The sequence below is a fragment of the Bacillus sp. TCT6 genome, assembly GCF_056033845.1.
Window position 1 is genome coordinate 4,068,072 of sequence record NZ_JBVYHX010000001.1, and the last position, 15,043, is coordinate 4,083,114.

The following is a 15,043-nucleotide window of genomic DNA, read 5'->3' on the forward strand; positions in this document are numbered from 1 at the left end:
TAAGGGGTGACAATATAATGCAAACTACGATGCAATATCTATATACAAAAATGTTAATGATGTTTAATTTGGAGAATACGGATTTATATGTACGAATACATTTTGTACATTCTCTTGTTTCATAAGTATTTCTTTCACATGTTTTCCAATGCGGTGTCCTTCTTCTACAGTAATGTATGGATCTACAGACACTTTAATATCGACAATAACATAATGACCATGCTCCCGTGCATATAAAGAACCAATTTTTTTCACACCATCTACTTGAAGAACTGCTTCTCTAAGCGGAATAACATCCTCCTCATGAAGAACATGGTCAAGCGTTGCATGAATTGCTTCCGCTCCAATGCTCCATGCCATTTTTACAACAAGAAGTGAAACAGCTAATCCTGCAATCGGATCAGCGTATACAAGCCAGTCTACACCAAGCTTACCACCGATTATAGCTGCACAAATACCGATTAAAGCTGCAATTGAAGAAAATACATCCGAACGGTGCTCATATGCATTTGCAATAATTGCATCACTATTTACCCTCTTCCCTAATCGGAATTTATATTGGAACATTCCTTCTTTCACGATAATCGAAAGAACAACAGCAAAAATCGTAATTCCTTTCGGTGGTTCTAGTTCCTGCGAAAAAGCTTTTATAGACGAAATCGCTATCTCGAGTCCCACAATAAATAATAATACCGCAACAATAATCGCTGAAATCGATTCCGCTTTACCATGACCATACGGATGATCTTCATCAGGTGGCTGCTTTGCCGCTCGCAATCCAAAAAGTACAGCTAGCGAACCAATTACATCTGATGCAGAATGCACCGCATCTGCTAACAGTGCTTTACTGTTCCCAATATAACCAATTACCGCCTTTACAATTGCTAATATAATATTACCAACGATCCCGACAATAGCACCAAACTCGGCCTGTTTAAAACGTTCATCTTTTTCCATAATTAAAATCCCTTCTTTTCTTAACCTATCATTTTATTTTAACAAAAACAGCGATAAAACCACCACTTTCTTCCATATTATTCCCATTAAAAAGTTGCTATCTTATTGTATCCACAAACGAAAAAAGAGATGCCTCATAAAGAGACATCATCTTTTCTATACTTGCGGTTCAGATTCTACTTTCTCAACCTTCTTCTTGTTTTTACCTCTTTTCAAACGACGGTTTTCAAGCATTAACCAAATTTGAGAAGCAACGAAAACAGAAGAGTACGTACCTACAATTAATCCAACAAGTAACGCAAACGAGAAGTTACGTAATGACTCACTACCGAAGATAAGCAGTGCAATTACTGGGAGTAACACTGTTAATACGGTGTTAATCGAACGACCAAGCGTTTGGCGAATACTTGCATTTACGATTTCTTCTAGGTCTTTTATATCGCGCACTCGTTTTTTCTGTTTGTATAATTCACGGTTTCTATCAAATGTAACAATCGAGTCATTAATAGAATAACCGATGATTGTTAGTACTGCAGCGATAAACGTTAAGTCTACCTCCAATTGGAAAATACTAAACATAACAACCATAACGAATGCGTCATGTAGTAACGCAAGCACTGCAGATAACGCATACGTAAATCGGAATCGAATACTTACGTATAAAATGATAACTGCAGAAGCAATTAGTACAGCGATAAATGCATTTCGTGCAATCTCTTTACCGATTGTCGGTGAAACTGTACTTATGTTTGGATCCGTACCATATTTATCATGGAAGAATGTTTTTGTTTTCGCAATTTCATCTTTTGATAAAACACCTAATGTACGAACTGCGAAACCTTTATTGTCATCCCCAGTCGGTACAATATTTTCTTCCTTCACATCAATGTTCAACTCTTTAAAATCTTTATGAACATCAGCCACAGTAACTGCTTGTTTTGATTGCAAGTCCATACGTGTACCACTTGCAAAGTCAATACCAAGATTCAACTTGAAAATTGGCAGGATAATTGCACCTGCAATTACAACTACAATTGAGAAGATAAGGAATTTATGACCGATATTTACGAAGTTAATACGATCAAATTTCGTTGGTGGATGTACTACACCTTTTGTTAAAGGAATAATATCCTTTTGTTTCACACCAAAATATCCTGGTTTTTTATCAAAGTAACGGCTCTTTACAAGTAAACCTAGTAAGAAACGAGTACCGAATACGTTCGTAATGAAACCGACTAAAATACTTACAATTAAACTTGTTGCAAACCCTTGGACTGAGCTTGTACCATATACAAATAACACACCTGCAGCTGCAAGAGTCGTAACGTTCGCATCTAGAATTGTTGCTAATGAACGATGGTTACCAGCTCGGAATGCTGACATCATGGACTTACCAATTTTCAGCTCTTCTTTCAATCTCTCGTAAGTAATAATATTCGCATCAACTGCGATACCTACCCCGAGCACTAACGCCGCAATACCTGGCAACGTAAGAACTGCATGCATCCAGTTAAAGACAAGTAATGTAACGAAAATGTATAGACCTAACATAATTACAGCTACAAGCCCTGGTAAACGGTAATACACAAGCATAAATAAGAAAATAAGAGCGATACCAATCGCACTAGCGAAAATTGTTTGATCTAATGCTTGTTGACCAAATTTCGCTCCAACAGATGTTGAATACATTTCTTTTAAATCAACAGGAAGTGCACCTGCATTTAATAAAGATGAAAGTTGTTTCGCACTTTCAACTGTGAAGTTTCCACCTACGATAGATACTTCAGCTTGGTTAAATACTTGGCTTACTGTTGCTGCTGATAAGAACTTCGGATTCGGTTTTGCAGATTCTGCTTTATATGAATCTTTTCCTTCTTCAAAGTCCAGCCAAATCACCATTAAATTCGTTGGTGGTGGCATTTTAGAAATTTTTTCAGTTACTGCACGGAATTTTTCAGCGCTTTTCAGTGTAAGACCTACGCTCGCACGGCCTTGCTCATCAAATGTTTGCTTCGCTCCGCCGCCTTTTAAATCCGTTCCATCCATAAGAAGGTTATCATCCACATCACGGAATGTTAATTTCGCTTGTGTTGATAACATTTCACGTGCTTTTTGCTGATCTTGTACACCAGCAAGCTGTACACGAATTCGATCTTGCCCTTCGATTTGAATGTTCGGCTCACTTACACCGAGAACATTGACACGATTTTCAAGAGCACCTACTGTACTTACAAGTACGTCTCGATCGATTTTATCACCTTTTTTGGCTGGTTTTACTTCATACAGAATTTCAAAACCACCGCGAAGGTCTAGTCCTAGACTAATTCCTTTTGCTATGTCTTTTCCCGCCGCACCAATTACTCCACCGATTAATAAGACGATGAGGAAAAAGGCGGCAATTCTCGTACCACGCTTTGCCATATGTACCCTCTTTCTGCTACTAACACTTTAAATAAATCTCTTACGATTCACTTTTATACGTGTGCATACGCCTAGTTAGTAGACTTCCTTTCTATAATTTTTGCTAGTTCATCACTAGCTGTATAGGTAAGCTTTTACACTACCTAGACTTTCATCATTTATTTTCCTCTTCACTACCTCCTTTATATATAATCTTAGACATAATTATTTCCTCTTTATCAATACATATCATTATACTGCAAAAGGAAGAACAAACCAATTGCAGTCGGTTATTTATTTTCGTACTCATCAAATGACCAAAGTGGCGCTTGGTACGCTTCAACAGTTAAATATGTCATATACTCATTAGCACTTACTCTTAATACATCATTTACCAATTCATATAATCTAACATCACTGTCTATCTTTTTCCACTTTTTCACTTTGAGAAACTTCCAAATATCATCATCTGTCACTCGGTCGTAACCGAACATGTGAAACTCTTCTACTTTACTTTCTAAAACGACTTGTAACTGTCCGCGGTATGATTCTACCAAAGCCTCTTTATCTAACATCTATAACATCTCCTTCTTATTTCAGCACGAAAAAGTCGCTTTAATCCCGCTCTAATGGACAGCAATAACTACTTTCAAGAGCGCTATCATAGTTCACTCTCTTAAATGCTTGTCATTCTTGTCTCGTACGTGCATATAAATTATTGTAAATCATTCCATTGATTTTGAGAAGGTAGGAGAAGAACATGACGAGACAAAGCTTTTTAAAAGGCGCATTTATTTTAATGATAGCCGGATTTATTACAAAAATACTCGGTTTCATCAATCGTATAGTAATGGCACGTATTTTAGGTGAAGAAGGCGTTGGTCTTTATATGATGGCCGTTCCTACATTCATTTTAGCAATTACATTAACACAAATCGGTCTTCCTGTCGCAATCGCAAAATTTGTAGCAGAAGCGGAAGCTGTGAACGATAAACAAAGAGTTAAAAAAATATTAACTGTATCACTAGCTGTTACATCCGTTATTAGTATCATATTAACAATCGGAATTATGTTCCTCACACCTATTTTAGCAAAAACATTATTAACCGACGAAAGAACGTACTATCCATTAATAGCCATTTTGCCCGTCGTTCCTGTTATTGCCATTTCTTCTGTTTTGCGCGGTTACTTTCAAGGGAAACAAAATATGAAACCTAGCGCTTATGCACAAGTTCTAGAACAAGTTGTCCGCATTACCATCATCGCTATATGCATTCAATTATTTTTACCTTACGGCGTAGAATATGCTGCAGCCGGTGCTATGTTATCAGCTGTTCTCGGTGAAGTTGCATCCTTATTATTTTTACTCACGTTATTTCAGCGCGAAAAACATTTATCAATACGCTCTGGATTTTTCACTACTGTAAAGGAGAGCAAAGGAACATTTTATTCCCTTATGGATATAGCTCTTCCCACTACAGGAAGTCGTTTAATCGGCTCCGTTTCATATTTTTTTGAACCTATTGTCGTTATGCAAAGCTTAGCAATCGCTGGTGTCGCTGCTTCTGTTGCAACCCAGCAATACGGCATGTTAAACGGTTATGCATTCCCGCTCCTATCACTACCCGCCTTTATTACATACGCTCTTTCTACAGCGCTCGTCCCTTCTATTAGTGAAGCGATGGCAAAAAGACAACATAAATTAGTGGAGCACCGCTTACAACAAGCACTTCGAATTTCATTAATTACCGGGGGATGGTCTGTCGTTATATTATATGTATTCGCTTCTCCTGTTTTAACTCTTATGTACGGATCAGACAGCGCAACAGCATTCATTCAACTTCTTGCACCTTGCTTTTTATTTCATTATTTCCAAAGTCCACTGACCTCTGTTTTGCAAGCTTTAAACTTAGCAAGAGCTGCAATGATGAATACATTTATTGGCGCCACCGTGAAATTAATTGTTATTTTTGTACTAGCCTCAAGGCCAGAATTTCAAATGATGGGAGTTGCTCTCGCTATCGCTGCAAATATTGTAACAGTAACATTTCTTCACTACGCTACTGTTTTAAAAAAGATTACATTTACCATTTACGCAAAAGACTATATTTTCGGCGGACTTGCCATCGGTATCGCAGGCGCCTTCGGTTTTTATATTCATAAATATATTATTTTCTCTCATTCCCTCGGCATACAAACATTATGGGAAATCACTTTAACAACAATTGTTTATATCGTACTTCTCTTCACCTTCAAACTCATTCGAAAAGAAGAGTTAAGTCGTCTCCCTATCATTCGTAAACTTTCATTTTTGAAATAAGTTGAAACTTTAATCAGTGGGGTAATCTCCACTGATTATTAGTTAAACTAATCATTCTTACTCTTTCAAAGAATAAATCTCTAATTTTCTTTTACATCAACAAAAAATTTTCCGTTTTGAAAACTACAGTATAAAATTTGTGTCACATCGTTATAACCTAAGTTTTTTAATTTCTCAATAAGCCATTCATCTGTATGTTCAATCATTTGTAAATGACTAGATTGAATTTCTCCATCAATAATAAGAGGAAGAGTAAACTGCAATACATCCTGTTTATTTTTTTGTTTTTGAAAGACAGATAACTTCCCAGACGGTTCCAAAATAGCATATTCTACATCCCGAATATCTCCAACTCCTTGCTCCCTTAATTGCATCATTAAATCATCTATATTATAACGTTGCTTTCTCATCTTCTTTTCATCAATCTTCCCCGCGTTTACAAGAATAGCCGGCTCACCTTCTATTAAATGCCGAAAGCGTTGATACTTTAGGGAAATGACTGACAAAATAATTTGGATGCACATAAGAAAAGTCATCGGAATTAATTGATGCCAAAGTGATTTATCGGTATTTTCAATTGCTACTACAGCCATTTCTCCAAGCATAATAAATACGACTAAATCTAATACACTTAGCTCTCCTATCTCACGTTTACCCATAAGACGAAAAATAATTAAGATGATGGTATACAAAAGCATTGTCCGTCCAATTATTGATATCCATTCCATTTCTACATCTCCTTTTTTACGTATAGACTCCCCTATAAAAAAGAAACTAGTCTAACTTAGACAAAAGGAAAATATGCTTGTATTAAAAAGGGGGAATGTATAAATGGATGGAACGAAAAAATTATCCACTGCAATCGGATTCGGTATTACTACACTATTAATTCTCGCATCTCTTACTAGCATGATTATGGCTCTTTTATTAAAGTTTACGAATATAAACGAAGGGACATTAGCCGTTACTATTTTTATACTCGCTCTTTTATCTATGCTTATGTCTGGTTTTATTGCTGGCAACAAAGCACAGGGGAAAGGGTGGCTAGTAGGTCTCACAACAGGTCTCACGTTCACTATACTCGTTTTTCTAGTTAACTATTTAGGCTTTTCTCAAACTTTATCGAACTCACAATTACTTTATCAATTAGCATTAATGGGGGCGAGTACACTCGGTGGTATTTTCGGTGTAAATATGTCAAAGCAAAGTAACTAAAAAAGGCCCTGCACATTTCATGCAGGGCCTTCCACATTAGTTTTTCACAACTTCACGAATCGCATTGCGATCGAAAGTTAAGTGTGAACCACCAGATTTAATAACAATTTTCGTGTCATCTACTGATTCGATTGTACCGTGTAAGCCACCAATTGTTATGATAGCATCACCTTTTGCTAATTCGTTTTGCATTTGAGCAACTGCTTTTTGACGCTTTTGTTGCGGGCGAATTAATAAGAAATAGAAAATCGCAAACATCGCAACAATCATAACGATATTCATCATACCTGCATTCATCTTTTGTTCCTCCTTTTAAATTATGTATTAGAAGTTTTTAGCATTCGGTTTATTAAAGCCATACTGTTCAAAGAATTCTTCGCGGAAATCGCCAAGACGGTCTTCACGAATAGCTTGTCTCACCTGCTCCATTAAGTTTAACAGAAAATGAAGGTTGTGATAAGACGTTAAACGAATTCCGAACGTTTCATCACATTTCATTAAGTGACGAATGTACGCACGAGAGTAATTTTTACATGTATAGCAATCACAATTTGGATCAAGCGGACCGAAGTCTCTTGCAAATTTCGCATTTTTTACAACTAGACGACCTTCACTTGTCATACATGTACCATTTCGAGCGATACGAGTTGGAAGTACGCAGTCAAACATATCAATACCACGAATTGCACCATCGATTAATGAGTCAGGAGAACCTACTCCCATTAAGTAACGTGGCTTATTATCTGGAAGAAGTGGTGTTGTAAACTCAAGTACACGGTTCATAATATCTTTCGGCTCACCTACAGATAAACCACCTACAGCGTAACCAGGGAAGTCCATTGAAACAAGGTCTTTTGCACTTTGACGACGAAGCTCTTCGTACTCCCCGCCCTGTACAATACCGAATAAACCTTGATCTTGTGGACGTTCATGCGCTTTTAAGCAACGTTCTGCCCAACGGCTTGTACGTTCTACAGACTTCTTCATATATTCAAAAGTAGCTGGGAATGGTGGACACTCATCAAATGCCATCATAATATCTGAACCTAATGCATTTTGAATTTCCATCGCTTTTTCTGGTGATAAGAATAATTTATCTCCATTTAAGTGGTTACGGAAGTGAACGCCTTCCTCTTCAATACGACGGAAGTCACTTAAACTGAATACTTGGAAACCACCAGAGTCTGTTAAGATTGCACGATCCCAGTTCATAAATTTATGCAAGCCGCCTGCTTCACGAATAATTTCATGACCTGGACGTAGCCATAAATGATACGTATTACTTAAAATAATGCCAGAATCCATTGCTTTTAATTCTTCTGGTGACATTGTCTTAACTGTCGCAAGTGTACCAACTGGCATAAATGTTGGTGTATCAAATGAACCGTGCGGTGTATGCACACGACCTAAACGGGCACCCGTTTGTTTACATGTCTTAATAAATTCATAACGAATTGCTGTCATAACTTACTCCTTTTATTTGTTTCTCATTTTAGCGTGAGATGCAACGAACATTGCATCACCGAAGCTAAAGAAACGATATTTTTCTTTTACTGCTTCATTGTAAGCATGAAGTACATTATCTCTATTTGCAAATGCACTTACAAGCATGATTAATGTTGATTTCGGCAAGTGGAAGTTTGTAATTAAACCATCAATTGCTTTAAATTCATATCCCGGATACATGAAAATATCTGTCCATCCAGAAGCGGCGCAAAGCTTACCGTTATGATCTGTTGCAATTGTTTCTAACGTACGAGTTGATGTCGTACCTACAGTAATAATACGTCCACCATTCTCTTTTACACGCTTTAATAATGCCGCTGTCTCTTCAGACATATGGTAATATTCTGCGTGCATATGGTGTTCTTCAATCGTATCTGCAGAAACTGGTCTAAATGTTCCAAGTCCTACGTGAAGTGTAATGAATGCTAACTGAACGCCTTTTTGCTTTAACTTCTCAAGTAACTCTTCTGTAAAGTGAAGTCCCGCAGTCGGCGCTGCTGCTGAACCAATTTCTTTCGCATATACTGTTTGATAGCGATCGCGATCTTCTAGCGTCTCTTTAATATATGGAGGAAGTGGCATTTCCCCAAGTTCATCTAAAATTTCATAGAAGATGCCGTCATATGAAAATTCAAGCTGACGTCCACCTTGATCTGCAGTTCCTGTGCAAGTTGCTTTTAATTTTCCTTCGCCAAAAGAGATAACAGTTCCTTCTTTTACACGTTTCGCTGGCTTTACAAGCGTTTCCCACTTATCGCCCTCTTCTTGTTTTAAAAGAAGTACTTCAATGTGTGCGCCTGTATCTTCTTTCACACCATGCAAACGAGCAGGCATAACTTTCGTTTCATTTAAAACTAAACAATCCCCCTCATGTAAGTAGGAAAGAATGTCCGTAAAATGTTTATGCTCAATATCACCTGTTTCACGGTCTAACACCATTAATCTTGATGTTTCACGATCTTCTAACGGGACTTGTGCAATAAGTTCTTCTGGTAAATGAAAATCAAACAGATTTATATCCATAGCTATATCCACCTATTTCTTATTTGAATCGATTTATTATATACATAATAAAAGATAATACAATACTTAACACAATACATGTAATGATAGGAAAATAAAAGGTAACGTTTCCTTTTTTAACAAAAATATCGCCTGGAAGCCTTCCAATGAACTTCCAAGCTAATCCAACAACAATGAGTAAGATCCCCGCTGTAATAAGCAGCTTTGGCATCTCCGTCATACTTTTGGTATCTCCATTCCGAAATGTTCATACGCAAGCGGCGTTACAATTCGGCCCCTTGGCGTTCGTTGTAAAAAGCCAATTTGTAATAAATACGGCTCATACACATCTTCAATCGTATGAGATTCTTCTCCAATTGTTGCTGAAACCGTTTCTAATCCAACTGGACCACCACGGAATTTCTCAATAATACCAAGCAGTAATTTATGATCAATATGATCTAAACCTAATTTATCTACTTGCAGTAGCTCTAATGCCATTTGTGTAATTTCCATCGTAACCGTTCCGTTACCACGAACTTGCGCGAAATCACGTACACGTCTTAAAAGACGATTTGCAATACGAGGTGTACCACGAGCACGCCTTGCAATTTCTAGTGCAGCTAACGAATCAATTTCAACTTCGAATACTTCTGCTGTACGTTCAACAATCGCAGAAAGCTGATCTACTGTGTAATACTCTAACCTTGAAAGTACACCGAATCGGTCACGAAGCGGCGCTGATAATGCTCCGGCGCGTGTCGTTGCTCCAACTAATGTAAATGGCGGTAAATCTAGGCGTACAGAACGTGCTGAAGGCCCTTTTCCAATTACGATATCAAGGCAAAAGTCTTCCATTGCAGGATACAATACTTCTTCAATTGATCTATGCAAACGATGAATTTCATCAATAAATAATACATCTCCTGGCTGAAGCGCTGTTAATACAGCAGCTAAATCTCCTGGTCTTTCAATTGCCGGACCTGAAGTTGTTCTAACATTAACGCCCATTTCATTAGCAATAATATTCGCAAGCGTCGTTTTACCAAGACCTGGTGGTCCATATAAAAGCACATGATCTAACGTTTCTTCACGCATTTTCGCCGCTTCAATAAATACTTCTAAATTATGTTTCGCTTTATCTTGGCCAATATACTGACGGAGCGTCTGTGGCCGTAATGAATATTCTAAATCCGAATCTTCATATGCAGATTCCCCTGAAAGGAGACGTTCGTCCATTATACTCACCTCTTACCATTTAGTAAAAGACTAAGTGCCTTTTTAATATACTGATCCGTCGTTAATGATTCTTTTAATAACTCTGGTACAACGCGAGAAACTTCGCGTTCTGCGTATCCAAGTGCGCGCAGAGCTTCCAGTGCCTCATCAAGCTCAGCTGATGTACCTTTCTTCTCATCAAAACGTTCTGTGTCTGAGAATAAATCAACAAATGCATCTGGTACGACATCTGCTAGTTTTCCTTTTAAATCTAAAATCATTTGGCGTGCTGTTTTCTTTCCGACGCCTGGGAATTTCACTAAAAACTTCTCATCTTCATGCTCAATCGCTTGAACGACCTGTCCTGTTTGACCAGAAGCTAAAATTGCAAGAGCGCCTTTTGGCCCAATGCCAGACACGCCTAACAACTTTGTAAATAATAAACGCTCTTCACGTGTTTTAAACCCGTAAAGTGCCATAATATCTTCTCTCACATAATGATATGTATAGACACGGATTTCTTGCTTACTTCTTTGAAATACATACGGATTCGGTGTGAAAATTTGATAACCAATTCCATTATGATCAATTACGACATATTCCGGCCCTACATACTCCACGTAACCTGTAACATATTCAAACAAAATACGATCTCTCCCTCTTAAATCATGTATTCCATTTTAACATATTTAATGATAGAAAAGCGAGACTGCCCCAACAAATGTTCTCCACTTGAAACTTCTGTTATTTTCCATTGACAGAAAGGTTAAAGCACCTTAATATACAGAGGTCGATAATGATTATCAATACTAATTAAAGGGGTTACATCAGGATGAAACGTAAGCTATTTATTTTATTTACTATTATGCTTGTTGTTCTTTCTATCGTTGGCTGCTCTTCTCAAAAAGAAGAATCGAAAGCAAAAGAACAACCGAAAACAAAAGTTGTAAAACATGCTAAAGGTGAAGCAACAATTCCAGTAAATCCAAAGAGAATTGTTGACTTATCTGGATCAACAGAAGAACTATTACTTCTTGGACACAAACCTGTTGGTACAGCAAATACATATAAAGATAAAATCCAAAATCACTTAACAGATAAGTTAGATGGAGTAAAAGCAGTAGGTTGGTACTGGGCACCTAAAGTTGATTTAGAAGCTGTTACTGCTTTAAAACCAGACTTAATTATTTTAAACAACCGTCAATTAAAAATTTATGATCAACTAGAAAAGGTTGCACCTACAGTTGTTCTAGAAACAAACTTAGAAGACTGGCGTGGTAAATTTAAAGAAGTAGGTAAGCTATTTGGCGAAGAGAAGAAAGCAGACAAATGGATTGCAGACTACGATAAGAAAGCAGACTCTTTATCTAAAAAAATTAAAGAGAAAACAAAAGATGAGAACTTTATGTTCGTTGCAGTTACACCACAAAACTTCCGCGTATACGGCAGCTTCGGATACGGTGACATCATCTTTAATGACTTAAAACTTCCAGCAACAAAAGGTACAGATTTAAAACAAACAATGGCGCAAGTATCGCTAGAAGGTCTTGTTGCATTCCAACCTGATCAAATGTTTATTGTAAACTTTGGCGGCGAAGCTGATAAAGTTTACGAAGACTACAAAAACAGTGCCGTTTGGAAAGACAATAAAGCTGTGAAAAACAATCATGTATATGAAGTATCAAACGAAATCTTCAATACGAAAGCATTCAATCCAATCGGAAAAGATATGCTAATCGATGAAATCGCAAAAGAAATTTTAGCTAAGAATAAGTAAGAAAAAGCAGCTCACCATGAGCTGCTTTTTTTCTTATTTTGCACTGCGTATTGCTTCATTTTTTCAATCGTTCTCACAAAACCTTCTTTTGATTTAATCCGAATACCACGCTTCAATTTCGCACGCTCATAACTCTCAAGCTTTTTCATATCAATTTGGAAGAAGGAGTGAATCGCATTATCACTTTTCGGTACACCTTTGAAAATTTGTAATATCCCTTCCTCTGACACGCCAAAATAACCGCTCGTTTTTAATAACGGAGAAATATCATCAACTTTCTTTTGCAATACAATTTGTACATCATCACGATCAACGAGCTGCCATTCTTTATACTGCTGTAAAAACTTTTCTAAATCCACCACTTTTTCTGTAAGTATTTCCTCACTTACTTCTCCATCAACATACATACGCTCTAATAAAATTGTAACTTCGGGTTCTTTTTTCGTTACTTCTGGTACTGGCCCTTCCGCCTTCACATTCGTTTCATAAACGAAACAAAACATCATAACGAAAGCTTGCACCGCAATCAGTATCCATTTCATTTCCGTTCACCTCTTCTAGGCAAAATCAAACTTTCATTAGTAGTTTTTCCGGAAATGGGGGTTTTATCCATATTACATTTCTTTCGAAAAAATAAAAAATGCAGATAGGCATTTACCTCATCTGCATGTATCATTTACTTTTATATAAAATGAAAGACGCCTGCAAAGCAGGCGTCTTGATGCGTTTACGGCGAGAGACCAGGCGACCACATTCGCGTGTTTAGCACTTAAGCATATCTCTCGTCTTACGTAAATTAGCTCATCGCTTTGTTAATATAACATTAATAAAGTATAAGTGCAACATGTTTATAAAAATATCTTATTTCCTCTTTCATCCAAATTATTTTATGTAAATTATAAATTGATAATTGTAATATATATTACAATAGATATAAAAGCGAAATCATAATAAGTAGGGGATGAATATTGTGAAAAAATAAAGGATGAACGTCTCATTCTTCAAACGTTAAAAAACATACGTATGGCCTTTCTTTTTCAATACATTGGGGTAGTTGGGATTTTAGGCTATATCGGATTCACTGAAGGAATTGATCAAATTACGAAATCTCCATTATGGCTATTATTTATGCTTACGAGTATTTTACTTGCTTATTTACAGTTAAGTGTTTCAATCGATGTAGAAGAAGGCGAAAAGGAAATAAAATTAACCCCTTATTACAAGCTTGTTTTACGCTCTCTTCTTATTGGAATTATTATTACTATTATTTATCTCATTTTCATTCCTGAAAGACCTCTATTTAAAGCTATTCTAACAGGTAGTGTTTTCCTCATATGCTTTTTAGTTTCTTACTCCGTTAGTTATTTTATTAAAAAACGTCGTTTACAAGACAACGATGAATGAAGAGGAAGGGCTATCCCTTCCTCTTTTGTTTTGCTATCGCATAGTACCAGTTAAACCGTAACGAATGTCTCGGAACATATTTCCTATATCACGATTAAAATCGTTTGTAACTGTACCGTTACGTAGGCGTGTGCTCATTGCATCGACACGAGTAAACATATCATTTCTTACAGAAACATAGACATTTCTGTTTCCAACTTCATTTACAACAGCTTGACGAATTTCGTTCGCCATCGCCGTTTCATTTGTCACTGTATTACGCGGTTTTACCGCAATCGCCACATCGTTTCCATATACAACTGTAGACACACGGTCCACGTTATTCATACGTTTCACACGATTTGTAATTTTTTCTGCTGTTTTACCATCATTGTTAATGTATGAATTATTCATTGTAATATTACGTGTTGGATGTGGATTAGCAATTTGACCGTTGTAATTTACATCTCGGTAATAATTGTTATATCCTGTATCGTTACGACCATTTCTATATGTTACATAATCTGTATAGCGATCATTACGCGTTACATTATCACGATACTGGTGTGTATCATTATAAGATGTACGCTCGTAATTGTAGTTACGTCCATCCATTGCATTGTTATCTTTTGGTGTACCACATGCAGCTAATGCACTGGTAACTAACAAAGAAGCAGCAATCACTTTTACTTTCGTATTCAATACAAAAACCCCCTCTGTTAGAATGAGCTTCTCTTCTGAAAAGCTCCCTCTTATGATGAGTAACAGAGAGGGTTTTTACACTGTTAATATTTCACTGGGAATTTTCTAGCACTTCATAAAAAACCTTCATTTCCTTAATTAACACGCATGCAAAAAAGGCGGAAATACTCCCGCCTTTTTAAACTTCTTCTTCGGCCTCTTCTTCTGAAATGGGCTCTCCAAATACATTTGGTGGATCTGGTTGATAATACATCGTTCCTGGCTGTGGTGCATATGCAGATTGAGTTGGTTGATAATATAAAGGATTCGCATATTGCGGACCGCCTGGTTGTGGACTATATAGTCTACTTTCTCCTCCGCATCCACAATCTTCCTCACCCTGCACAAGCGGCGGCATATTATTATCCATTGGCATCATATTCGTGTTTGGCATAGACGTATATTGCGGTCCAAACGGCGCCCCTTGCTGATATGGCATTTGATATGGATTTGGTTGTTGATAATATGGATTCGGCGGCATCATAGGCTGTTGATACGGCATTTGATATGGCATCATATTCGGT

At 37.1% G+C, this 15,043-nt stretch carries 16 protein-coding genes; 4 read left to right on the forward strand and 12 right to left on the reverse strand.

Features of this window, described 5'->3' with window-relative positions; all coding sequences use genetic code 11:
* Positions 1-63: 63 nt before the first annotated feature.
* The 3 genes from AC0ONG_RS20770 to AC0ONG_RS20780 form a co-directional block, all read right to left on the reverse strand.
* Positions 64-957, reverse strand: a complete 894-nt coding sequence (locus AC0ONG_RS20770) for a cation diffusion facilitator family transporter (RefSeq protein ID WP_000409739.1) — start codon at positions 955-957, stop codon at positions 64-66.
* Positions 958-1,113: 156 nt separating this feature from the next.
* A complete protein-coding gene (gene secDF, locus AC0ONG_RS20775; protein ID WP_016077245.1) occupies positions 1,114-3,378 on the reverse strand; it encodes a protein translocase subunit SecDF in 2,265 nt (754 codons plus the stop codon).
* Positions 3,379-3,647: 269 nt separating this feature from the next.
* On the reverse strand, positions 3,648-3,932 hold the full coding sequence (locus tag AC0ONG_RS20780) for a post-transcriptional regulator (protein WP_000884549.1): 285 nt from the start codon (positions 3,930-3,932) through the stop codon (positions 3,648-3,650).
* Between the two features lie 185 nt (positions 3,933-4,117).
* Between AC0ONG_RS20780 and spoVB the strand changes: the two genes are divergently transcribed.
* Positions 4,118-5,677 (forward strand): stage V sporulation protein B, encoded by a 1,560-nt coding sequence (gene spoVB, locus AC0ONG_RS20785; protein ID WP_000198293.1) that lies wholly within the window; start codon positions 4,118-4,120, stop codon positions 5,675-5,677.
* A gap of 80 nt (positions 5,678-5,757) precedes the next feature.
* Here the strand turns inward: spoVB and AC0ONG_RS20790 are convergent, their stop codons facing one another.
* Positions 5,758-6,405 carry a DUF421 domain-containing protein gene (locus AC0ONG_RS20790; protein WP_000454822.1) on the reverse strand — a complete coding sequence of 216 codons (648 nt, stop codon included), beginning with the start codon at positions 6,403-6,405 and terminating at the stop codon, positions 5,758-5,760.
* Between the two features lie 103 nt (positions 6,406-6,508).
* On the opposite strand from AC0ONG_RS20790, the gene AC0ONG_RS20795 reads away from it, so the two are divergent.
* A complete protein-coding gene (locus tag AC0ONG_RS20795; protein WP_000349145.1) occupies positions 6,509-6,892 on the forward strand; it encodes a TIGR04086 family membrane protein in 384 nt (127 codons plus the stop codon).
* Between the two features lie 36 nt (positions 6,893-6,928).
* On the opposite strand, the gene yajC is transcribed toward AC0ONG_RS20795, so the two are convergent.
* From yajC to ruvA, 6 genes are read right to left on the reverse strand one after another with little or no spacing between them, the layout of a single operon-like run.
* A complete protein-coding gene (gene yajC / locus AC0ONG_RS20800; RefSeq protein ID WP_000991113.1) occupies positions 6,929-7,189 on the reverse strand; it encodes a preprotein translocase subunit YajC in 261 nt (86 codons plus the stop codon).
* A 27-nt stretch (positions 7,190-7,216) separates the two neighbouring features.
* Positions 7,217-8,356, reverse strand: coding sequence for a tRNA guanosine(34) transglycosylase Tgt (gene tgt / locus AC0ONG_RS20805; RefSeq protein ID WP_000125365.1), 1,140 nt, complete (start codon positions 8,354-8,356; stop codon positions 7,217-7,219).
* 12 nt (positions 8,357-8,368) lie between these two features.
* Positions 8,369-9,421: a tRNA preQ1(34) S-adenosylmethionine ribosyltransferase-isomerase QueA gene (queA, locus tag AC0ONG_RS20810; RefSeq protein WP_474203901.1), complete on the reverse strand. Its 1,053-nt coding sequence runs from the start codon at positions 9,419-9,421 to the stop codon at positions 8,369-8,371.
* 19 nt (positions 9,422-9,440) lie between these two features.
* Positions 9,441-9,641: a DUF2905 domain-containing protein gene (locus tag AC0ONG_RS20815; protein WP_000138162.1), complete on the reverse strand. Its 201-nt coding sequence runs from the start codon at positions 9,639-9,641 to the stop codon at positions 9,441-9,443.
* Positions 9,638-10,639 (reverse strand): Holliday junction branch migration DNA helicase RuvB, encoded by a 1,002-nt coding sequence (ruvB, locus tag AC0ONG_RS20820; RefSeq protein WP_000344464.1) that lies wholly within the window; start codon positions 10,637-10,639, stop codon positions 9,638-9,640. Before ruvB ends, AC0ONG_RS20815 begins: the two co-directional genes overlap by 4 nt.
* A gap of 5 nt (positions 10,640-10,644) precedes the next feature.
* Entirely contained in the window at positions 10,645-11,262 is a 618-nt protein-coding gene (gene ruvA, locus AC0ONG_RS20825; protein ID WP_000464512.1) for a Holliday junction DNA helicase RuvA, read from the reverse strand.
* A 188-nt stretch (positions 11,263-11,450) separates the two neighbouring features.
* Between ruvA and AC0ONG_RS20830 the strand changes: the two genes are divergently transcribed.
* Positions 11,451-12,395 (forward strand): iron-hydroxamate ABC transporter substrate-binding protein, encoded by a 945-nt coding sequence (locus AC0ONG_RS20830; RefSeq protein WP_000823610.1) that lies wholly within the window; start codon positions 11,451-11,453, stop codon positions 12,393-12,395.
* Positions 12,396-12,406: 11 nt separating this feature from the next.
* Here the strand turns inward: AC0ONG_RS20830 and AC0ONG_RS20835 are convergent, their stop codons facing one another.
* Positions 12,407-12,937, reverse strand: a complete 531-nt coding sequence (locus AC0ONG_RS20835; protein ID WP_000871202.1) for a BofC C-terminal domain-containing protein — start codon at positions 12,935-12,937, stop codon at positions 12,407-12,409.
* Positions 12,938-13,418: 481 nt separating this feature from the next.
* On the opposite strand from AC0ONG_RS20835, the gene AC0ONG_RS20840 reads away from it, so the two are divergent.
* Complete coding sequence (locus AC0ONG_RS20840; RefSeq protein WP_474203906.1) at positions 13,419-13,799, forward strand: branched-chain amino acid ABC transporter substrate-binding protein; 381 nt, start codon at positions 13,419-13,421, stop codon at positions 13,797-13,799.
* Positions 13,800-13,832: 33 nt separating this feature from the next.
* Here the strand turns inward: AC0ONG_RS20840 and AC0ONG_RS20845 are convergent, their stop codons facing one another.
* Positions 13,833-14,480, reverse strand: a complete 648-nt coding sequence (locus tag AC0ONG_RS20845; protein WP_001093530.1) for a YhcN/YlaJ family sporulation lipoprotein — start codon at positions 14,478-14,480, stop codon at positions 13,833-13,835.
* Positions 14,481-15,043 lie beyond the last annotated feature (563 nt).